The 20137-nt window shown below is 76.1% G+C and carries 19 protein-coding genes; 7 read left to right on the top strand and 12 right to left on the bottom strand.

All coding sequences use genetic code 11. The features are described 5' to 3' along the window. Both HGCM_RS18255 and HGCM_RS12465 read left to right on the top strand, forming a co-directional pair. Window positions 1-325, top strand: a 325-nt coding sequence (locus HGCM_RS18255) for a bifunctional nuclease family protein (protein ID WP_040399096.1), incomplete at its 5' end; no start/stop codon positions are given. Window positions 326-468: 143 nt separating this feature from the next. Further along, on the top strand, window positions 469-1059 hold the full coding sequence (locus HGCM_RS12465; RefSeq protein WP_019137167.1) for a MerR family transcriptional regulator: 591 nt from the start codon (window positions 469-471) through the stop codon (window positions 1057-1059). Window positions 1060-1102: 43 nt separating this feature from the next. Here HGCM_RS12465 and HGCM_RS12460 read toward each other — a convergent pair whose 3' ends face one another. Next, window positions 1103-1882 carry a ParA family protein gene (locus tag HGCM_RS12460; RefSeq protein WP_026075454.1) on the bottom strand — a complete coding sequence of 260 codons (780 nt, stop codon included), beginning with the start codon at window positions 1880-1882 and terminating at the stop codon, window positions 1103-1105. A 92-nt stretch (window positions 1883-1974) separates the two neighbouring features. On the opposite strand from HGCM_RS12460, the gene HGCM_RS18250 reads away from it, so the two are divergent. The 4 genes from HGCM_RS18250 to HGCM_RS12440 all read left to right on the top strand — a co-directional run bounded on the left by HGCM_RS18250 (window position 1975) and on the right by HGCM_RS12440 (window position 6824). Further along, window positions 1975-2736 carry an MBL fold metallo-hydrolase gene (locus HGCM_RS18250; RefSeq protein WP_019137165.1) on the top strand — a complete coding sequence of 254 codons (762 nt, stop codon included), beginning with the start codon at window positions 1975-1977 and terminating at the stop codon, window positions 2734-2736. 93 nt (window positions 2737-2829) lie between these two features. After that, entirely contained in the window at window positions 2830-3315 is a 486-nt protein-coding gene (locus tag HGCM_RS12450) for a GNAT family N-acetyltransferase (RefSeq protein WP_019137164.1), read from the top strand. 166 nt (window positions 3316-3481) lie between these two features. After that, window positions 3482-4474, top strand: a complete 993-nt coding sequence (locus tag HGCM_RS12445) for a tyrosine-type recombinase/integrase (protein ID WP_019137163.1) — start codon at window positions 3482-3484, stop codon at window positions 4472-4474. 61 nt (window positions 4475-4535) lie between these two features. Further along, complete coding sequence (locus HGCM_RS12440) at window positions 4536-6824, top strand: LLM class flavin-dependent oxidoreductase (protein WP_019137162.1); 2289 nt, start codon at window positions 4536-4538, stop codon at window positions 6822-6824. Here the strand turns inward: HGCM_RS12440 and HGCM_RS12435 are convergent. Next, the gene (locus HGCM_RS12435) at window positions 6811-8526 is read right to left on the bottom strand and encodes a cation:proton antiporter (RefSeq protein WP_019137161.1); all 1716 of its coding nucleotides are present in this window, start codon (window positions 8524-8526) and stop codon (window positions 6811-6813) included. The genes HGCM_RS12440 and HGCM_RS12435 overlap by 14 nt on opposite strands. A 259-nt stretch (window positions 8527-8785) precedes the next feature. On the opposite strand from HGCM_RS12435, the gene HGCM_RS12430 reads away from it, so the two are divergent. Beyond that, window positions 8786-9130 (top strand): RNA polymerase-binding protein RbpA, encoded by a 345-nt coding sequence (locus HGCM_RS12430; RefSeq protein ID WP_026075452.1) that lies wholly within the window; start codon window positions 8786-8788, stop codon window positions 9128-9130. A 3-nt stretch (window positions 9131-9133) separates the two neighbouring features. Here the strand turns inward: HGCM_RS12430 and HGCM_RS12425 are convergent, their stop codons facing one another. The 10 genes from HGCM_RS12425 to HGCM_RS19985 all read right to left on the bottom strand — a co-directional run. Beyond that, window positions 9134-9916 (bottom strand): polyprenol monophosphomannose synthase, encoded by a 783-nt coding sequence (locus HGCM_RS12425; RefSeq protein ID WP_040399094.1) that lies wholly within the window; start codon window positions 9914-9916, stop codon window positions 9134-9136. Then, the gene (lnt, locus tag HGCM_RS12420) at window positions 9913-11472 is read right to left on the bottom strand and encodes an apolipoprotein N-acyltransferase (RefSeq protein WP_019137158.1); all 1560 of its coding nucleotides are present in this window, start codon (window positions 11470-11472) and stop codon (window positions 9913-9915) included. The genes HGCM_RS12425 and lnt overlap by 4 nt, the downstream gene beginning before the upstream one ends. 504 nt (window positions 11473-11976) lie before the next feature. Continuing rightward, window positions 11977-13599 (bottom strand): amidohydrolase, encoded by a 1623-nt coding sequence (locus tag HGCM_RS12415; protein WP_019137157.1) that lies wholly within the window; start codon window positions 13597-13599, stop codon window positions 11977-11979. A gap of 48 nt (window positions 13600-13647) precedes the next feature. Next, window positions 13648-16491, bottom strand: coding sequence for a DEAD/DEAH box helicase (locus HGCM_RS12410; protein WP_019137156.1), 2844 nt, complete (start codon window positions 16489-16491; stop codon window positions 13648-13650). A 70-nt stretch (window positions 16492-16561) separates the two neighbouring features. Further along, window positions 16562-17476, bottom strand: a complete 915-nt coding sequence (locus HGCM_RS12405; protein ID WP_019137155.1) for a diacylglycerol/lipid kinase family protein — start codon at window positions 17474-17476, stop codon at window positions 16562-16564. Further along, on the bottom strand, window positions 17473-18246 hold the full coding sequence (gene tatC / locus HGCM_RS12400) for a twin-arginine translocase subunit TatC (protein ID WP_019137154.1): 774 nt from the start codon (window positions 18244-18246) through the stop codon (window positions 17473-17475). The genes HGCM_RS12405 and tatC overlap by 4 nt, the downstream gene beginning before the upstream one ends. A 43-nt stretch (window positions 18247-18289) precedes the next feature. After that, on the bottom strand, window positions 18290-18574 hold the full coding sequence (gene tatA, locus HGCM_RS19135) for a Sec-independent protein translocase subunit TatA (RefSeq protein ID WP_019137153.1): 285 nt from the start codon (window positions 18572-18574) through the stop codon (window positions 18290-18292). 41 nt (window positions 18575-18615) lie between these two features. Next, window positions 18616-18942: a hypothetical protein gene (locus HGCM_RS12390; RefSeq protein WP_019137152.1), complete on the bottom strand. Its 327-nt coding sequence runs from the start codon at window positions 18940-18942 to the stop codon at window positions 18616-18618. Window positions 18943-18944: 2 nt separating this feature from the next. Next, on the bottom strand, window positions 18945-19934 hold the full coding sequence (locus tag HGCM_RS12385; protein ID WP_019137151.1) for a helix-turn-helix transcriptional regulator: 990 nt from the start codon (window positions 19932-19934) through the stop codon (window positions 18945-18947). Further along, the coding region (locus HGCM_RS19985) for a WCX domain-containing protein (protein WP_503089898.1) at window positions 19927-20137 on the bottom strand (211 nt) is incomplete at its 5' end. The genes HGCM_RS19985 and HGCM_RS12385, both read right to left, overlap by 8 nt.

The following is a 20137-nucleotide window of genomic DNA, read 5'->3' as shown; positions in this document are numbered from 1 at the left end:
GCACGACCTGCTGCGGGACGTGATCCTGGCGTCGGGCAACTCCCTGCGCCGGGTCGCGATCACGCGGCTCGACAACGGCGTGTTCTACGCCGAGCTGGTGCTGGCCGACGGCACGCGGGTGGACTCGCGGGCGTCCGACGCGATCGCCATGGCGCTGCGGTTCGGCGTGCCCGTGCTGTGCTCGGCCGAGGTGGTCGCCGTCGCGGGCGTCGAGGTGCGGACGACGCAGTCGGAGGAGGACCTCGAGCGGTTCCGGAAGTTCCTCGACGTGGTCACCCCGGACGACTTCGAGACGGGCGAGGACCCGGACGGGTCGCACGGTTGAGGCCCCATGTCTCAACGTGAGGTTGAGGGTGAAGGTTCGCCCTCGACACGCCGGGGGCATCGTTGCGCCGCCCTGGGCGCGGGCCTAGCGTTGCAGTGGCGCCGATGGGGTGCCCCATCGTGCACGACCCAGTGGAGGAACCCGTGAGCGCCAAGTCGGTCAACGGCGAGGACACCCCGAACGTGGTTCCCCAGCGCGCGCAGGGGCTGCTGTTCGACGACGACCTGCCCGACCTGGACACCACCACCGGCTACCGCGGCCCGACCGCCTGCCGGGCGGCCGGCATCACCTACCGCCAGCTCGACTACTGGGCCCGCACGGGTCTCGTCGAGCCGTCGGTGCGTCCGGCCACGGGGTCGGGCACGCAGCGGCTCTACAGCTTCCGGGACATCCTCGTCCTCAAGGTCGTCAAGCGGCTGCTGGACACGGGCGTCTCGCTCCAGCAGATCCGCGCCGCGGTCGGTCACCTGCGCGAGCGCGGCGTGGACGACCTCGCCCAGATCACGCTGATGTCCGACGGCGCGTCGGTCTACGAGTGCACCTCCGCCGACGAGGTGATCGACCTCGTGCAGGGCGGTCAGGGCGTGTTCGGCATCGCGGTCGGGCGCGTCTGGCGCGAGGTCGAGGGCACGCTCGCGGAGCTGCCCACCGAGCGCGCCGAGGACGAGGACGCCCCGGCGGGCGCCGTCGAGGACGAGCTCTCGGCGCGTCGCCGCGCCCGCAGCGCGGGCTGAGCCGGGAGCGGCTCCGGACTCCCGGGCGTCGCCCGGGGACCGGTCACACGCGCGGGCGCTCCGAGCGCGGTGCCCGCAGGGCGCGGTCGAGCAGCGCGTCGAACGTGCCCGCCACCTCCGCGGCCGGCACCCCCGGCCAGCTGTGCACCGGCCGCGCCGCGCCCTGGGCCTGCTGCAGCGCGGCGCGCTCGGGCACGAAGGGCTGCAGCACGAGAGGCCCGTACAGCTGCTGGAGCTCCTCCAGCCGGTAGGACTGCTCGACCGAGCGCGCGCGGACGCGGTTGACGACGACGCCGAGCGGCTGCAGGCCGGGGGCGGGACCGCGGCGCAGCTCGTCGATGGTGCGCATCGCGCGGCCCACGGCCATGACGGAGAACAACCCGGGCTCGGTGACGACGACGGCGCGGTCGCAGGCGGTCAGCCCGGTGCGCGTGAGGCCGCCGAGCGACGGGGGGCAGTCCACGAGGACGACGTCGTACCCGCCCACCCACGAGAGCGCGAACCGCAGGCGGTCGACGTCGGCGTCGTCGCGCCGGTCGTAGTGGACCGAGCGCTCGGAGCCCGCCAGGACGTCGAGCAGCTCCTCGTCCCACGGGCTCGGGACGGTGGCGGCGCGGACCGACTCCGCGCCGGGCTGGGCCAGGACCCCGGCCACGTCGCCGTCCTGGGGTCGCACGCCGAGCGCCATCGTGCTGTCGCCCTGCGGGTCGAGGTCGATGACGAGCGTGCGCAGGCCACGCTCGATCGACGCGGACGCGAGGCCGAGCGTGACCGAGGTCTTGCCCACCCCGCCCTTGAGGCTGCACACACCGAGGACCAGCACGGTCGTCACCGTATCGTCCGCGTGCGCCGTCCTCCCAACGGGGGACCAGGACCACCCGAGCGGCGCACGGGGGAGTGGGGGATAGTGACGCCATGAGCCTGCGACTGACCCGCTGGGGACACTCCTGCGTCCGGCTCGAGCGCGACGGCCACGTCGTCGTGATCGACCCCGGCGCCTTCTCCGACACGGCGCGCGCGCTCGGTGGCGCGGACGAGGTGCTCGTGACGCACGTGCACCCGGACCACGTCGACCCGGCCGCCCTGGCGCCCCTGACCCGCTCGGGGCTCCGCGTGCTGGGGCCGCCCGCCGTCGTCGACGCGCTGCGCGAGGCGGGCGCGGACGAGGCGGCGCTGCAGGCCGTGCAGGACGGCGACACCCTGCGCCTCGGCCCGTTCACGGTGCACGTGGCCGGCGCGGAGCATGAGGTCATTCACCCGGACGTGCCGCGCATCGCGAACGTCGCGTACCTCGTCGACGGCGTCTACCACCCGGGCGACTCGTTCACGCCGGCTCCGGGCCCCGTCGAGGTGCTGCTGCTCCCGGTCGGGGCCCCGTGGCTCGCGCTGCGCGACGCCGTCGACTTCGGCCGCCGGGTCGGCGCGCCGCGCGTCGTCCCGGTCCACGACGCCGTCCTCTCGGAGGCGGGCCTGGCCGTCGCCCAACGGCTCGTCGGCTCCCTCGTGCCGGGCGAGCTCGTCCCGCTCGCGACGGGCGAGGGGATCGACGTGCCGGCCCCTGGCGTCCCGAGCCACGAGGTCCCCGAGCTGGAGGTCGACGAGACGGTCCCGCCGCGGCCCGAGGAGGAGATCGCGGACGTGGCGCGGGCGGTGCCGGACCCGGACGGCCACGGCTGACCCGTCCCGCCGGCACGAGAGACATGGGATGAATCGTGTCCACCTGGACGGTCGTCCTGCGGGATCTGCCCGGCGTACGGCATCCTTGGCCTCGTGCAGATTCGGCGGGTCGACGAGGACGAGTGGCGCCTCGTCGCGGACGTGCGCCTGAGGGCGCTGCGCGAGGACCCGGAGGTGTTCGGGTCGTCGACCGAGCGTGAGCTGCGGTTCACGGAGCGGCACTGGCGCATGCGGCTGCGCTCGAGCGCCACGTGGGTGGCGGTCGACGACGACGGCGTCGGCCGCGGGACCGTGACGATGATCCTGGAGCCCGGCTCGCCGGAGGACGACCGTCACGTCGTCGGTCTGTGGGTCGCGCCCGAGGCGCGGCGCCAGGGCGTCGGCTGGGCGCTGCTGGACGCCGTCCGGGCCGCGGCGCGGGCTGAGGGCGCCCGGACGGTGTCGCTGTGGGTCGTCGACGACAACCACGCCGCCGGCGACCTGTACGTCCGCGCCGGGTTCACGCGGACCGGCGAGCGGCACGCGCTGCAGCGGCACCCGGAGCGCACCGAGGAGCGGCTGGTCCTCGAGGTCGGCTGAGGGGTCCTCTCCGCAGCGGTCCGCGCTCTGCTGCACAACTAACGAGAAGGCCCATTCCCAAAGATTATCGATAGGGCGCCGACCGGCCCGTCCCACCCACGGTGGGCTGAGACCGCCCCCGGAGGGTCTCCCCGGCCTGAGGCCCGGCAGTGGTTAGCGTCGTGCCATGGCCACCGACACGCTCGCCGCCGTCAGCGACGACCGCCTGCCGGTGCTCGTCGTCGAGCACGACCCGGTGCCGGTGGCGAGCAACCCGTACCTCGTCTACCTCGCGACGCTGTCCGGCGAGTCGCAGCGCACGATGCGCTCGTGCCTCGACCGGCTGGCGCGCGTCCTGGCGGGCGTCCGGCTCGACGACGACGCCGTGACGGGCGCCATGGTGCCGTGGTGGCAGCTGCGCTACCCGCACACCGCCGCGCTGCGCGCGGTCGTCGCCGCGAACGGCTGGAGCCCCGCCCACGCCAACAAGCACCTGTCGGCGCTGCGCCGCGTGCTGCGCGAGTCCTGGCGGCTCGGCCTCATGACCGCCGAGGACTACCAGCGGGCCGCCGACCTGGAGCCCGTCCGCGGCGTGCGACCGCCCGCGGGCCGCGACGTCGGCGGGGACGAGCTCGCCGCCCTGCTGGCCGCCTGCCAGGACGACACGCCCCTCGGGACGCGCGACGCCGCCGTCATCGCGACCATGTACGCGACGGGCATGCGGCGCTCCGAGGTCGCGAACCTCGACCTCGCGGACCTGTCGCTCGCGACGCGCGTCCTGACGATCCGGGGCAAGGGGAACAAGACGCGGCTGGTCCCGGTCGGGCAGGCCGCGTGGCCGTGGCTCATGGCGTGGCTGCGCACGCGCGGACCGAAGGCCGGTCCCCTGTTCCTGCCGGTGTTCAAGGGCGGGCACGTCGGCGACCGGCGCCTGACGTCGCAGACCGTCCGGGACGTGCTCGACCGGCGCGGCGTGCTCGCGCGGCTCGACCTGCCCGCGCGCCCGCACGACCTGCGGCGCACCCTCGTCGGCGACCTGCTCGACGCCGGGACCGACCTGGTGACGGTGCAGACGCTCGCGGGCCACGCCGACCCCCGCACGACCTCGCGCTACGACCGCCGCTCGATGGACACCAAGCGCGACGCCGTCGACGCGCTGCGCCTCCCCTCCCCCGACTGAGTCCCTCGCCGCCCGGACCGCGTGCGGGAACAGCCCCGGCCGCACCCGGGTTGCTGCTGGCATGAGCGACTACGGCCACGACCTGCTGCTCGGCAGCTTCCTGACCCCGCAGGCCGCGCAGCCGCAGCGCGTCGTCGACCTCGCCGTCCTGTCCGAGCGCTCGGGGCTCGACCTCGTCACCTTCCAGGACCACCCCTACCAGCCGGCGTTCCTGGACACGTGGACGCTGCTGTCCTGGGTCGCCGCGCGCACCGAGCGCGTGCACCTGAGCGGCAACGTGCTCAACCTGCCGCTGCGGCAGCCGGCGGTGCTGGCCCGCTCCGTCGCCAGCCTGGACCTGCTCTCGGGCGGGCGGGTCGCGCTCGGGCTGGGTGCGGGCGCGTTCTGGGACGCCATCGAGGCGATGGGCGGGCCGCGCCTGACGGGCGGCCAGGCGCTCACCGCGCTCGAGGAGGCGATCACGATCGTCCGGGGCGTGTGGGACGCCGACGAGCGCTCACGCCTCGTCGTCGACGGCAGCTTCCACCGGGTCGACGGCGCGAAGCGCGGTCCGGCGCCCGCCCACGACGTGCCGATCTGGGTCGGTGCCTACAAGCCGCGCATGCTCGCCCTGGTCGGCCGCGCCGGGGACGGCTGGCTGCCCAGCCTGGGGTACCTGCAGCTGTCGGAGGTGGCCGCGTCGAACGCGCGGATCGACGACGCCGCCGCCGCGGCCGGCCGCGACCCGCGGGAGGTGCGCCGGCTGCTCAACGTCGGGCAGGGCACCTTCGGGCGCGGCAGCGGCTTCCTGGAGGGCACCCCGCAGGACTGGGTCGAGGACCTGCTGCCCCTCGTGCTCGAGCACGGCTTCTCGGCGTTCGTCCTCGGCTCGGACGATCCCGGCACGATCGCCAGGTTCGGGCAGGAGGTCGGGCCCGCGCTGCGCGAGGCGGTCGCCGCCGAGCGTGCCGCCGCGGGCACGGCGTCGGGCCCGGTGCGCTCGCCGGCCGCGCTGGCGCTGCGCTCCCCCGGCCTCGACTACGACGCGCTGCCGGCGTCGCTCGCGCCGCGCGCCGTGGAGCCGGGTGACCGGGCGTACGAGCGCGTGCGGAGCACGTACGTGTGGCACGGCTCCCCGGCGCTCGTCGTGCGGGCGCGCGACGTCGAGGACGTGCGCGAGACCGTGGCCTACGCCCGCTCGCAGGGCGTGCCCCTCGCGGTGCGCTCGGGCGGGCACGGCATCGCGGGACGGTCGACCAACGACGGCGGGGTCGTGCTCGACCTGGCGGGTCTCGACGCGGTCGAGGTGCTCGACCGGGAGCGGCGCCTCGTGCGGGTCGGCGCCGGAGCGCGCTGGGGCGACGTGGCGGCGGCGCTCTCGCCGCAGGGGCTGGCGATCAGCTCCGGCGACCACGGGGGCGTCGGCGTGGGCGGGCTCGTCGTCAACGGCGGCGTCGGTCTGCTGGGCCGGTCCTTCGGCCTGACGCTCGACCGCGTCGTCGCGGCGGAGCTCGTGCTCGCCGACGGGCGCACGGTGCGGGCCGACGCGGAGCACGAGCCCGAGCTCTTCTGGGCGGTCCGCGGCGCGGGCGCCAGCCTGGGCGTCGTCACCGCCGTGGAGATCGAGGCCGCGGAGCTCGGCGACGTCGTCCTGGCGGTCTTCGCGTACGACGCCGCCGACGCCGCGGGCCTCGTCCGGCGCTGGGCGCAGCAGGTCGAGTACTCGCCGCGGGAGCTGACGAGCTTCCTCACCCTCGTCCCCGGGCGCGGCGGGGCGGCGCCGTTCGCGCAGGCCATGACGGTGTGGGCGGGCGACGACGTGGACGCGGCCGTCGCCGCGCTCGAGCCGTTCCTGGGGGTCGGGCCCGTGCTCCAGCAGCAGGCGCAGCAGGTGCCGTACGCGGCCGTCGTGCCCGCGCCCACCTCCCGCCACCACCACGGCGGCGGCGACGTCGTGGCCCGGGGCGGGCTCGTGGAGCACGCGACGGATCGCGTCGCGGGCGTCGTGCAGCGGCTCCTGGAGGACGGCGACGCGCAGATGGTCCAGCTCCGTGCTCTCGGGGGCGCGACCGCGGACGTCCCGCCCGACGCGACGGCGTTCGCGCACCGCAGCGCGCGGTTCGCGGTGTCCGTCACCGCGCCCGCGTCGCGCGCGGCGCGGATCGACGCGGCGTGGTCGGGCCTGCGCGACGACGTGGTCGGCGTCTACCGCTCGTTCGACACGGACGCCGACCGGCTGGGCCTGGTGTACCCGCCGGCCACGCTCGAGCGGCTGCGCGCGGTCAAGCGCTCCGTCGACCCGGACGACGTGTTCGGGTCCGACCTGCCGCTCGGGGATCCCGACGGGGCGGCCGCGGTCAGTCCTCGGTGAGGTGACGGGTGCGCAGCTCGATGCTGATCTGCTCGGCGTCGAGCGCGTCGAGCGCCGACGAGAGCGCGTCCGCCCGGAACGTGCCGGCCTTGCGCGCCTCGAGCAGCACCCGGCGCTGCGCGTCGAGCAGCCGCAGCCGCAGCTCCGCGTTCTCCACCGCGTGGCGGGGGCCGACGTCGTCGAGCTCGGCGTCGGTCGCGAGCCGGGTCGCGGTCGCCCGGGCGCGCTCGACGACGTCCGGCGAGTAGGTGCTGCCGTCGGACCGTTTCAGACCCGGGTCCTGCAGGAGCGCGAGCGCCCCGCGGGCCATCGCGTCGATGAGCAGGCGGCGCTCCTCGGGGGCGTCCTGCGTCGTGCCCTGCAGGCCGAGCACCCGCGCGACGAAGCCGAGCGTGCCGCCCTGCACGAGCAGCGACCCCGCCGCGACGACGAACGCGATCAGCAGCAGCAGCGACCGGCGGGGCGTGTCCGCGGGCAGCGTCTGCGCCGCGGCGAGCGTCACGGCCCCGCGCATGCCGGCCCACACGAGCAGCGCACCCTCGCGCCGGCCGAGCGGCGAGCGCGCCAGGTAGTCGATGTCCGCGAGCCGCTGCGTGACGCGCTCCGACCAGCCCTGCAGGCGCCGGCGCACACGGGGGTCGTCGTGGTCGAGGTCGGCCGACTCGATGCGGGCGCTGACGGCGGCCATGCGCGCCCGCGCGTCGCCCGGGTCGATCGTCCGCCGCTGGACGAGCCACAGCAGCGGTGCGACGTACAGCGAGCGGACGACGAGCGCGAGCCCGGCTGCGGCCGCCCCGATGCCCAGGGCGAACGCCACCGAGGCGTGCTCCTCCTGGACGTCGGCCACGATGCCGTACAGCTCGAGCCCCATGACGAGGAAGATGCCGCCCTCCAGGACGAGCTCCACGGTGGCCCAGTTCGAGCGCTCCGCCATGCGGTCCTGGGGGCGCAGGTAGCGGGCGGACCCCTGCCCGGTGACGAGCCCGGCGGTGACGGCCGCGACGAGCCCCGAGGCGCCCAGGTGCTCCGCCGGCACGGCGGCGACGAAGGGGGCGATGAACGAGATCGCCGTGCTCGCCGCGGCGTCGTGGGTCGCGCGGCGCAGGCGCAGGTTGAGCACGCCGACCAGGAGCCCGATGGCGACCGCGATGCCGACGGCGGCGAGGAAGTCGCCGGCGACGCCCCACAGGGACACGGCGCCCGCCGTGGCGGCGATCGCCGAGCGCAGCAGCACGAGGGCGGTCGCGTCGTTGAGCAGGCTCTCGCCCTCGAGCACGGTGACGACGCGCCGCGGCGCGCCCAGGCGCTTGACGATCGTGGTCGCGACGGCGTCGGTCGGGCTCACGACGGCACCGAGGGCGATCGCCACCGCCAGGTCGACGTCGAGCACCAGGTGGAAGAAGAACCCGAGGCCGACGGTGGTGACGAGGACGAGGAACACCGAGAGGCTGCTGATGGGGCCGAGGTCGCGCCTGAAGTCCATCGTGGGCATCTGCACCGCGGCCGAGTACAGCAGCGGCGGCAGCACGCCCGCGAGGATCCACTCGGGCTCGATCTCGACCGCCGGCACGGCCGGCACGAAGCTCACGGCGACACCGAGCAGGACCAGCAGCAGCGGCGCCGCGACCCCCGTGCGCCGCGCCCAGCCCTGGACCCCGACGATGACGACGACCCCGAGGGCCACCAGCAGCGTGCCGCTCACCTGCGCTCCTTCCGGGACGGGGTGCCGGGGTCCTGCGCCGGACCGGCGGCCCCGCGGTCGATCCTGCCGTGCGCCGCGGCGCAGGGCAGCGTCGGGCGCACCCTCTCACGCACGGTCGTCCGAGCGGGACCTCTCCCCCGCACTCGTCCCATGTTCACGAAGCCTTCACGTCCGCTTGGAACACTGGGACGGCCGGGTCCGTTGACATCCTCGGAACCCGACCACTCTCGACGGCCGCGACCCGGCACGGAGGTCCCCCATGGCAAACCGCTCCCTGCGAGGCATGCGCATCGGCTCCCAGAGCATGGAGTCCGAGGCGGGTGTCGAGTTCGCGCCGCGTCTGCAGGCGCACTACGACTGCCCCAACGGGCACACCATCATCCTGCCGTTCTCGGTCGAGGCCGACGTCCCGGTGGTGTGGGAGTGCCGCTGCGGCGCCGAGGCCCTGCTGCGCGACGCGTCCAAGCCCGAGGCCAAGACCGGCAAGCCGCCGCGCACCCACTGGGACATGCTGCTCGAGCGCCGCACGATCGGTGAGCTCGAGGAGCTCCTGGACGAGCGCCTCGGCCTGCTGCGCGCCGGCAAGCTGCGCCGCAGCGCCTGACGCTCAGCCCGCCGTCCGCCTGAACGCTCCCGCCAGCCGGCGGGAGCGTTCGTGCATCCCCCACCGGGTCACCGCGACGAGCGCCTCGACGACGATGCCGCGGCTCATCTTCGACTGGCCCCGGACCCGCTCGACGAACGTGATGGGCACCTCGACGACGCGGGCGCCCGCCCGGACGGCGCGCCAGGCCATGTCGACCTGGAAGCAGTACCCCTGCGACGCGACCTCGCCGAGCGGCAGCGCCCGCAGGAGCTCGGACCGGTAGGCCCGGAAGCCGCCGGTCGCGTCCCGCAGCGGGATGCCGAGCAGGAGCCGGGCGTAGGTGTTGCCGCCGACCGAGAGCACCTTGCGGTGCCAGGGCCAGTTCTCCACCGCCCCTCCGGGTACCCAGCGGGACCCGAGCACGAGGTCGGCGCTGTCGGTCGCGGCGAGCAGCCGGGGCAGGTCCTGCGCGCGGTGCGAGCCGTCCGCGTCCATCTCGACCACCACGTCGTACCCGCGCCCGAGCGCCCACCGGAACCCGGCGACGTAGGCCGGCCCGAGCCCTTGCTTGGCGGTGCGGTGGAGCACGTGCACCGCGCGGCCCGCCGGCGCGTCGCCCCGGTCCGCCGCGCCGCGCAGGGCGGCCGCGTAGTCCTCGGCGAGCTGCCCCGTCCCGTCGGGCGAGCCGTCGTCGACGACGAGCACGTCCGCGGCGGGCACGTGCGCGCCGAGCGCGTCGAGAGCGGGGACGACGTTCTCGCGCTCCTGGTAGGTCGGGACGACGACGAGCACGCGGCGGCTCATGCGGCCGGCCCGCGCTGATCGCGTCGCACCCGGGCGGCGCCGGCCGCCCCCGCGGCGACCATGACGACGGCGAGCACGTCCACCGCCCACGCGACCCAGCCGCCCCAGCGGGTCGCCGGCGTCAGCGTCGTCCGCAGCGGCAGGGTCGCCACCAGCTGCTCGGCGGTGAACAGGCCCGTGCGCTCGACGACGGCGCCGTTCGGCTCGATGACCGCCGAGACGCCGACGGTCGAGATCTGCACCGTCGCCCGGCCGTGCTCGACGGCGCGCACGCGCGACATCGCGAGCTGCTGCGTCGACTCGTCGGTGTGCCCGAAGGACGCGTTGTTGGTCTGCACCACCAGCACCTCCCCACCCTCCCGCACGGCGGTCCGGACGAGCTCGTCGTAGGCGACCTCGAAGCAGATGACGTCCGCGAGGCCCACGGTGCGCTCGAGGCGCGGCACCTGGAGCGGCACGTACCCCGGCTCCGTCCCGGGCAGCATGTCACGCGTCACCAGGTCGACGGCCGAGGAGAACGGGCGCACGAGCGCGCGCAGCGGGATGTACTCGGCGAAGGGGGCGGGGTGCTGCTTCGTGTACGAGGCGACGACGCCCTCGCCGGCCTCCCACAGCACCGAGGTGTTGAACCGGCCGCCGGACTCCGGGTACTGCACGGTGCCGACGAGCAGGGGTGCCTCGACGGCGCGCGCCGCGTCGTCCAGCAGCCGCGCGGCGTCCTCGTCGACCTGCGGGTCGAGGTCGGAGCCGTTCTCCGGCCAGAGCACCACGTCCAGGTCGCCGGGCGGCACGCGGTCGAGCAGCGCCGTCGTGCCGTCGACGTGGTTGCGCAGCACCTGCTCGCGCTGCCCGAACGCGTCGAGGCCCTCCCCGGGGACGTTGCCCTGCACCGCGCCGACGCGCAGCGTGCCGGCCTGCGCCGCGGTGGCGAGCGGCACGGCCAGGCCGGCGAGGACGAGGGCGGCGGCGAGCGCGACCGAGCCGAGCGCGGCACCGACCCGGACCTGTCGGGCGGCGACGAGCGCCCGCGCGAGCACGACGCCGACCGCGGAGACGAGGCCGCTGAGCAGCGGCACCCCGCCGAGCGACGCGGCCGACACGAGCGGCGAGTCGGCCTGGGAGAAGGCCAGGCGTCCCCAGGGGAAGCCCTCGAACGGCCAGTGCGCGCGCAGCTCCTCCCCCGCGACCCACAGGACGGCGAACACGACGACCTGCAGCGCGCCGTTGCGCCACACCGTCTCGCCGCGGCGGGCCCAGGCCCACGCGGCGGCGAACACCCCGACGAGGAGCGCCTCCGCCGTGCTCAGCGCGACCCACGGGACGACGCCGACCGCCTCGTCGGCCCACGTGATGAGGGGCAGGTAGAGCGTCAGGCCCCAGACGAGGCCGACGAGGAACGCCCAGCGGGCGGAGTCGCGGCGCAGCGCGAGGTACAGGGCGGCGACGCCGAGGAAGGCGGCGCCCCACCAGCCCGGCTCGGGGAAGGCCAGACGCGTCGCGTAGCCCCCCGCCGCCGCCAGGACGAGCGTCCACCAGCGGGCGGGTTCAGCGGGCACCGCGACAGGGTACGTCACCAGGATGGGAGCGCCGTGGGCCGGGTGGCGCGGTGGTCGCGGCGGCGGGCCGGCGCGCTCCGACCGACCGGCCCGCGTGTCCTTCGTACCGGTACGACGTGCCTGCGCACGGACCGTTGTCTACTGAACACGCGGGCCCGGTCGGAGCCTTCGCCCCCGCCCGTCCTGGTTCCCAGGACCCGGGCGACCGTCGGTCACGGTGACACCCTGGGGCAAGAGGTCTCGTGGAAACCTATCGATCTCACAGGTGGTGTCAAGGTCACGACGCCGCAGGTCGGAGGCCTCCCCGCAGGTCACCCGGCCCCTGCGGTCGAGCGTTTCGCCGGTCCGGACGGCGTGTCGGTCGGCGTGTCGCTCACACCGGCCGCGCGACGCCGCCGCGACACCGCCCGGCCACCGCGACGACGCCCGGATTTCACCCGCTCGGGGTTGCCGGAAGGGCGACGGCGGGCGGTCGGCGGGCCGGCGGCGGGGTGTCCGTGCGGCTCAGCCGAGCTCGTCGTGGAGCACGACCCCCGCGCGCACCGTGCGCAGGCAGCGCGGCGCGGGGGCGTGCGGCGAGAGGTCGGGCAGCAGCGGCGTGCCGGCGCGGGCGTCGGTGCTCCACGCGCCGCGCCCGCCGGGCGCCTGGACGGCCAGGTGCTCGGCGCGCCACACCGCGAGGTGCGCCGGCGCGCCCACCCGCAGCTCGCCCGCGCCCGTGTGGTCGAGTCCGGCGAGCCGCCAGCCGCCGCGCGTCGACGCTCGGAACGCGGCACGTGCCGAGATCCGCTGGTCGGCCTGGTGGTGGTGCATCGCGGCGCGGACGCCGGCCCACGGGTCGATCGGCGTGACCGGCGAGTCGGAGCCGTACGCGACCGGCACGCCCGCCGCGGCGAGGTCGGCGAGGGGGTTGAGCGCGCTCGCGCGGGCCACGCCGAGCCGGGACGCGTACATCCCGTCGGCGCCGCCCCAGGCGGCGTCGAACGCCGGCTGCACGCTGAGCGAGACGCCGTGCAGCACCAGCGCCGCGAGGGCGTGCGCGTCGACGTGCTCGGCGTGCTCGAGCCGCACGCCGGTGCGGGCGATCGCGGCGACGCCCTCGACGTCCGCGGCCGCCTGCAGGCCGAGCAGCAGCTCGTCCATCGCGCGGTCGCCGATGAGGTGGAAGCCGGACTGCACGCCCGCACGGGAGACCGACGCGACGTGGTTCGCCACCTGCTCGGCGGCCAGGTACAGCACGCCCGACGCGCCCGGGTCGTCGGCGTACGGCGCCCGCAGCGCGGCGGTGCGCGACCCCAGGGAGCCGTCGACGTTGAGGTCGCCGCCGATCCCCGTGAGTCCCGGGATCGCCGCGAGCAGCTCGTGCGCGTCGTCGACGGTCGTGCAGTGCTCGCCGCGGTAGCCGACGACGAGCGGCAGCCCGCCCGCGGGGTCCGCCGTCATCGTGAGCAGCTCGACGAGGCCGGCGCGGGTGTCGACGTGCGGGGCGCTGTGCTCGTGCACGGCGACCACGCCGCGGGCCGCGGCGGCGCGCAGCGCGCGCGTGTAGAGCTCGGTGCGGCGCGCCGGCGGCAGGTCCCGGACGCGGTCCCGCACGGCGTGGTGCGCCTCGCGCTCGACGCGTCCGTCGTCGGACCAGCCGGGCAGCCCCCGCGCCCCGGCGGCGTCGGCGAGGGTGCCCGAGACCACCGCGGAGTGCACGTCGACGCGCGCGAGGTAGACGGGCGCTCCCCCGGCCGCGGCGTCGAGCTCCGCCATCGTCGGGGCTCGACCCTCCGGCCAGTCCTGCTCGTCCCACCCGAACCCCAGCACGAGCTCGCGGCCCTCGCCCGCGGCCCGGTGCACGGCGTCGAGCAGGTCCGCGAGCGAGCGGACGCCCCCGGCGGCGGACAGGTCCAGGCTCTCCAGCGCGAGCCCCGTCTCGAGCACGTGCACGTGCGCGTCGACGAACCCGGGGGCGAGGAGCGCGCCGTCGAGGTCGACGACCTCGTCCGCGCGGCCGGCCATCCCGTCGGCGGTGTCGTCCGCGCCGATCCACGCGATCGTGCCGTCCTCGACGAGCAGGGCCTCGGCGAACGGGTCGGCGGGCGAGTGCACGACCCCGTGGCGGTAGAGGGTGGAGCTCACGGGCTCACGATAGGCCAGGTCAGCGTCGCGGCCGCGGGGTAGCCCGCCTCAGACGGACGAGTAGGCCACGACCCCGCGGCGCAGCGCGTCGACGGCGCGGCGGGCCTGCGTGCGCACCCGTTCCGTCGGCGCCGCCTGCCCCAGCTGGTCGAGCACGTCGATGACCTGCTTGCACCAGCGCACGAAGTCGCCGGCGGACAGCTCGCCGCCGCGCAGGACGGCGTCGAGGCTGCGGCCGGCCGCCCACCGGTGCACCGCCTCCACGAGCCCGAGGTCGAGCGGCGTCGTGGCCTCGACGCGGTGCTCCGCCTCGAGGTCCTCCAGCTCCGACCACGTCCGCAGCGTCTCCTCGAGCGCGACCCCGAGCCGGCCGTGCGGGCCGCCCGGCACCCGCGGCTCGCCCTGGTCGTCGCGCCGCGACCGGTACACGACCGTCGACACGGCAGCGGCGAGCGCGGGCGCGTCCAGCTCGTCCCACACGCCGCGCCGCAGGCACTCGGCGAGCAGCAGGTCGTTCTCCACGTAGAGCCGGCGCAGCCAGCGGCCCTCGTCCGTGACGCGCAGGCCGCGCTCGCCGGCCGCGAGGTAGCCCAGGCGGACCAGCACGTCGCAGATCCGGTCGAACACCGCCGCGATCGACCCGGTCCGGCCGGCGATCCGCGCCACGAGGGCGGCGTGCTCGGCCGTGAGCCGCTGCCAGCGCTCGGCCCACCGCGCGTGCTCGTCCCGGTCGGGGCAGGCGTGGCACGGGTGCCGGCGCAGCGCTCGCCGCAGCTCGGCGATCCGCTCGTCGTCCTGCGGCGGGCGCGGCCCCTTGCGGCCACGGGGGCGCGCGTCGTCGAGGTGCGCGACCTCCGCGCGCAGCGCCGCGGCGAGGTCGCGCCGCGCGGCCGGGACCCGGGCGTTGAAGCCCTTCGGCACCCGGACCCGGCCGACCGTGCGCGCCCCGGCGCCCACGTCCGCGACCGTGATCCGACGCACCTGGCGGTCCTGGCCGAGGACCGTCGGGCGCGGGCCGTCGAAGCCGGGCTGCCCCGGGTCGAGGACGACGACGTGCGCGGACCGGCGCCCCTGCGGCACGGCCAGCACGTCGCCCACGGACAGGTTCTCCAGCGTGCGCGCCGCCTCCGCGCGCCGGACGGTCGCCGCCCGCCGGCCGGCGTCGCGCTCCGCCTCGCGGATCTGCGTCCGGATCGCCTGGTACTCCTCGAAGTCCCCGAGGTGGCACCGCATGGCCTCGCGATACCCCTGCAGCGCCTCGGCGTGCGCCTGCGCCTGCCGCGCGAGACCGACGACGCCGCGGTCGGCCTGGAACTGCGCGAAGGACGTCTCCAGCACCTCGCGGGCGCGGTCGCGGCCGACCTGGGCCACCAGGTTGACCGCCATGTTGTACGTCGGGCGGAACGACGAGCGCAGCGGGTAGAGGCGCTTGGACGCCAGGCCGGCCAGCTGCACGGGGTCGAGGCCGGGGTGCGCCACCACGACGGCGTGCCCCTCGGTGTCGATGCCCCGGCGGCCCGCCCGGCCGGTGAGCTGGGTGTACTCGCCCGGCGTGACGTCGACGTGGCTCGACCCGTCCCACTTCACGAGGCGCTCGAGCACCACCGAGCGCGCCGGCATGTTGATGCCCAGCGCGAGCGTCTCGGTGGCGAACACGACCTTGACCAGCCCGCGGGAGAACAGCTCCTCCACGGTCTCCTTGAACAGCGGCAGCATGCCGGCGTGGTGCGCCGCCACGCCCCGCGACAGGGCCTCGCCGAACTCCCAGTAGCCGAGCACGTCGAGGTCCTCCGGCGGGATCGGCGCGCACCGCTGCTCGACGACCTGGCGGATCTCGGCCGCCTCGGCCGGCGAGGTCAGCCGCACGCCCGCCGTGAGGCACTGCTGCACCGCCCCTTGGCACCCCGCGCGGCTGAAGATGAAGACGATCGCGGGCAGCAGGCCGTCGCGGTCGAGCGCGTCCACGACGGCGAAGCGGGGCGTCGGGCGGGTGCTGCCGCCGACGGGCCGGGCTCCCCCGCGGCCGCGGTACCCCCGGTCCCCCGGGCCGCGGCGGGAGTCGCCGTCGCCGGTCCGGCGGCGCAGCAGGTGCTGCAGGTCGGGGTTGATCGGCGGGTCGACCCCCGGGTCGGTGGGGTCCACGTGCCCCGCGTACAGGTCCAGCAGGTCGCCGGCGACGAGCACGTGCTGCCCGAGCGGCACCGGGCGGTGCTCGCTGACGACGACGGCGGTGTCCCCCCGCACGGTCGTCAGCCAGTCGCCGAACTCCTCCGCGTTCGACACCGTGGCGGAGAGCGACACCAGCTGCACGTCGTCGGGCAGGTGGATGATCACCTCCTCCCAGACGGGGCCGCGGAACCGGTCGGCGAGGTAGTGGACCTCGTCCATCACGACGTAGCCGAGGTCGCGCAGCGCGTCGGAGCCCGCGTAGAGCATGTTGCGCAGCACCTCGGTCGTCATGACGACGACCGCGGCGTCCCCGTTGATGGAGGTGTCACCGGTGAGCAGCCCGACACGCTCGGGCCCGTAGCGCCGCACCAGGTCGCCGTACTTCTGGTTCGAGAGCGCCTTGATCGGCGTCGTGTAGAACGCCTTGCGTCCGGTCGTCAGCGCGAGGTGCACGGCGAACTCGCCGACGACCGTCTTGCCCGCACCCGTCGGGGCCGCGACGAGCACGCCGCTGCCCTGCTCCAGCGCGGCGCAGGCCTGCGTCTGGAAGTCGTCGAGCGGGAAGTCGAGCAGCGCCGAGAAGGCCGTCAGCTCCGGGCCCTCCAGCGTCGCCCGCCGCCGGGCCGCGGCGTACCGCTCGGCCGGCGAGGGCTCGTCGCGCACGGCGGCCGCCGCGGGACGGGAGTCGGCGGAGACCTTCGAACGGCGCGAGCGGGAGGGCACGCGACCACCCTAGGCACGGGCGCGCCGGAGGGCCGCGCGGCGCGCGTCCGTCGACCCGCGGACGCGACCGTCAGCACAGGACGCCGACGGCTCCGGGGTCGACGCTCGCGCGCAGCGGCAGGGGCCCGACGCGCTCGCCGTCGGCGAACGCGGGCGGCGGCGGCGGCCCGAGCTCCCCCAGCGGCTCGATGAGCACGCTGCGCGTCCGCAGCACCCGCACGCGCGGGTCGCCGACGTGTCGGCCCTGGTAGATGCCGGGGAAGATGCGGACGACCGCGCGGCGCGTGAACGGACCCGCGAGCACGACGTCGAGCAGGCCGTCGTCGAGGCGGGCGGCGGGCGCGATGTGCAGCCCGCCCCCGAACCACGGGGCGTTCGCGACCGCGACCAGGCTCCCTGCCGACTCCCACACCTCGTCGTCCGTGGTGACGCGGTAGCCGTACGGCCGGAAGCCGCGCAGCTCGCCCGCCAGCGCGCGCACGTACCGCGCCGAGCCGCGCGGCCACCGCAGGCCGTTGGCCCGGGCGTTGACGGCGGCGTCGATGCCGCAGGACAGGACGCCGAGGTACCACTCGTACGCGCTGTGCAGCGGGGTGCTCACGCGCACCGCGTCGACCCGGCGGGGCCCGTCGTCGAGCGCCCGCACCAGGGCGGCGACGGACGCGTCGAGATCGTCGCGCGGGATGCCGAGCGTGCGCGCGAGGTCGTTGCCCGTGCCCGCGGGGACGATGCCGAGCGGCAGCGCCGTGCCGGCCACGACGTTCACGCCGAGGTGGACCATCCCGTCGCCGCCGACCACCACGACCGCGTCGAGGCCCTGCACCGCGGCGGCGCGCGCCCGGTCCGTCGCGTGGGCGATGGTCGGGGCGGACAGGTCCTCGACCTTGAGGCCGTGCCCGCGCAGCAGCTCGTGCACGCGCGCGCCGGCCCGCGCGCCCTGGCCGCGGCCCGCCGTGGGGTTGACCACGACGCCGACGTGCCTCACGCGGGCGTGCCCATCGAGCCGTCGAGGCGCGGCAGCCCCGCGGCGTCGCGACGCCGGTCGACCCGCCGGTCGTGGACGGTGCAGATGCCGAGCGCCGCGAAGTACAGCCCGCAGATCGGCAGGGCCACGGCGATCATCGTGATCGCGTCCGGTGTCGGCGTCATGATCGCGGCGAAGACGAACGCGAGCAGGACCGCCCAGCGCCAGCCCTTGCGCCAGGTCGCGGCCTGGCCGATGCCGGCGAAGTTCAGCGCGACCATGACCACGGGCAGCAGGAACGCGAGCCCGAACGCCAGCATGAGCCGCATGACGAAGCTGAGGTAGGACTGCGCGTCGATGATGTTCGCCGCGCCGCCCGGCGTGAACTCCGTGAGCAGCGCGACGGCGTGCGGCAGCACGAGCCAGGCGAGGAACGCGCCGGCGAGGAAGAGCGGGACGGCCGCCGCGAGGAAGCCGATCGCGTACAGGCGCTCGCGGTGCGTGAGGCCGGGCGTCACGAACGCCCAGAACTGGTAGAGCCACCACGGGCTCGACAGCAGCAGCCCCAGGAACAGGGAGACCTTCAGCTGCATGTCGAACGCGGCGGCGACGGTCTCGAAGTTGAGCACCGCGAACCCGCCGCGCGCGTCCGCCGCGTCGAGCAGCGGCTGGCTGAGCGCGTGGAACATCGGCTCGTAGAAGAACCAGCCGACGACACCGCCGACGAGCACACCCGCGACGACGAGGAAGAACCGGTTGCGCAGCTCGGTGAGGTGGGCCCGCAGCGGCATCCGCCCGTCGCGCGCCGGGCGCGGGCGCCGTCTCAACACCCGCTCACACCGCGGGCGGCTTGCCGCCCTCGTGCGGCGGCGTCGGGACCCCGTTCACGACGGTGCCGGGCTGCGGCGCCGGGGCGTCGGCCGGCGGGACGACCGGGCCCGCCGCGCCGGGCTGCTTGTCGGCGGGCGTGTCCTTGAGGTCCTTGACCTCGTCCTTGAAGATCTTCAGCGACTGCCCCACGCTCCGGGCGAGCCCCGGGAGCTTGTTGGCCCCGAAGAGCAGCACGATCACGACCAGCACGACGAGGATGTGCCAGCCCTGCAGTCCGTTTCGCAGCATCGGAGCTCCTTCGGTTCTCGGCTACCGATCCTAGCCGCCGGTCAGTGCGAGTAGCGCCGCCAGGCCCGGGCGGTGCTCGCGTGCCGCCGCGCCCGCTCCGCGCGCCGCTCGTCGCGGGCCGCGCGCAGCTCCTCCACGCGGGCCCGCAGGGGCGCCCGGTCCGCAAGCAGGGTCGGCGCGATCGGCGGGCGCTCCTGCGCGGCGGCCTCGAGGCGTGCCACGGCCGCCTCGAGCTCCGCGAGCACCTCGCCCGCACGCGCGAGCTCGCGCCCGGCCGCCACGGCGGAGCGCCACAGCCGGCGGCCCAGGAGGAACGCGCCCACCAGCGTGCCGGCGACCAGCACCGTCCACACGGAGAACCACAGCACGGCTACTCCCCCGCACCGTCGGCGACGGCCTCGGCCAGCGGGCCGTAGGCGCCCAGCGCGGCCCGGGCGGCCGCCGCCGCCTCGCGCGCCCGCTCCACCGGCCGGACGTCGAGCACCTCCGCGGCGGCCTGCAGCAGCACGGAGCGCAGCCACTCCGGGGCGACGACCCGAAGGTCCACCTCGAACACGCCGTCCGGCAGGTTGCGCACGTCCTCGACCGGCCCCGCCTCGGCGACCCAGCGGGCGTTGCTGCGCAGGCGCAGCGTCACGAGCTCGGCCTCCGGCCCCGGGGCGAACACGTCCGCGCTCGCGGGCACGTGGTGCTCCTGCGCGGGCTCGTCCAGCACGCGGGCGTCGAGCACCCGGTCGACGCGGAACAGCCGCTCGCCGTCGACCGACCGGCACCACGCGAGCAGGTAGGCGTGCTCGTCCTCGGTGACGAGGCGGATCGGGTCCACCTCGCGCTCGGTCGCGACGTCGGAGGCGTTGACGTAGGACAGGTGCAGCCGGCGACGCTCGCGCAGCGCCCGCGCGATCGCGCCGGCGACCTGCGGCGCGCCGTCGACGGCGAGCTGCACGTCGACGGCACCCGCGGCGTCGCCCGTCGCCGCTGTGAGCTTGGCCAGCGCCGACTCCAGGACCGCGCGGCGCTCCGGGTCGAGCGTGCGCCCCAGCGCGCCGTCGAGCGCCCGCAGCGCCGCCACGAGCGCGACGCCCTCGCGCGCGCCGAGCCGCAGCGGCCGGGTCATGCCGCGCGACTCCGTCAGCCGCACGACGCCCTCCTCGTAGGAGGTCGCGTCGAAGTCGATGAGGTCGTACGGCAGGTAGCCGGGCGTGCCGGTGACCCACAGCGTGTCGATGTCCTCCAGCGCCTGCTGCGGGGTCACGCCGAACTGCCGGGCCAGCTCGTCCACGGGGACGCCGTCGTGGCGGTCGAGGTAGGCGATCATGCCGAGCAGCCGCAGGAGCCGGTCGGGTGCGCGCTCAGGCATCGTGGTCCTCCTGCCCGCCGCGGTCCGCGCGAGCCTCCAGGCGGGCGTCGAGCCCGGCCGCCGTGCGCAGCAGGTGCAGCACGACCGAGCGGACGGCCGCGGGCGCCAGGACGAGCGCCGCGTCGCCGTAGCCCAGCACCTCCTCCGCCAGCGCGTGGGTGTCGGTGTACGCGACGTGCACGACGTCGCGCCCGCGCACGACG

The sequence above is a fragment of the Cellulomonas massiliensis JC225 genome (genome assembly GCF_000312005.1).
In the GTDB taxonomy this organism is placed as follows: Bacteria; Actinomycetota; Actinomycetes; order Actinomycetales; family Cellulomonadaceae; genus Cellulomonas; species Cellulomonas massiliensis.
The sequence above is the reverse complement of the archived record's forward strand: the minus strand, read 5'-3'. Positions and strand labels throughout refer to the sequence as shown.

What these genes read in the sequence shown, in the direction of transcription:
- HGCM_RS12440 (WP_019137162.1), top strand. Translation starts at nt 4,536, where the DNA reads ATGAGCGACTACGGCCACGACCTGCTGCTCGGCAGCTTCCTGACCCCG.
- HGCM_RS12445 (WP_019137163.1), top strand. Translation starts at nt 3,482, where the DNA reads ATGGCCACCGACACGCTCGCCGCCGTCAGCGACGACCGCCTGCCGGTG.
- tatC (WP_019137154.1), bottom strand. Translation starts at nt 18,246, where the DNA reads ATGCCGCTGCGGGCCCACCTCACCGAGCTGCGCAACCGGTTCTTCCTC.
- tatA (WP_019137153.1), bottom strand. Translation starts at nt 18,574, where the DNA reads ATGCTGCGAAACGGACTGCAGGGCTGGCACATCCTCGTCGTGCTGGTC.
- HGCM_RS18250 (WP_019137165.1), top strand. Translation starts at nt 1,975, where the DNA reads ATGAGCCTGCGACTGACCCGCTGGGGACACTCCTGCGTCCGGCTCGAG.
- HGCM_RS12425 (WP_040399094.1), bottom strand. Translation starts at nt 9,916, where the DNA reads ATGAGCCGCCGCGTGCTCGTCGTCGTCCCGACCTACCAGGAGCGCGAG.
- HGCM_RS12430 (WP_026075452.1), top strand. Translation starts at nt 8,786, where the DNA reads ATGGCAAACCGCTCCCTGCGAGGCATGCGCATCGGCTCCCAGAGCATG.
- HGCM_RS12385 (WP_019137151.1), bottom strand. Translation starts at nt 19,934, where the DNA reads ATGCCTGAGCGCGCACCCGACCGGCTCCTGCGGCTGCTCGGCATGATC.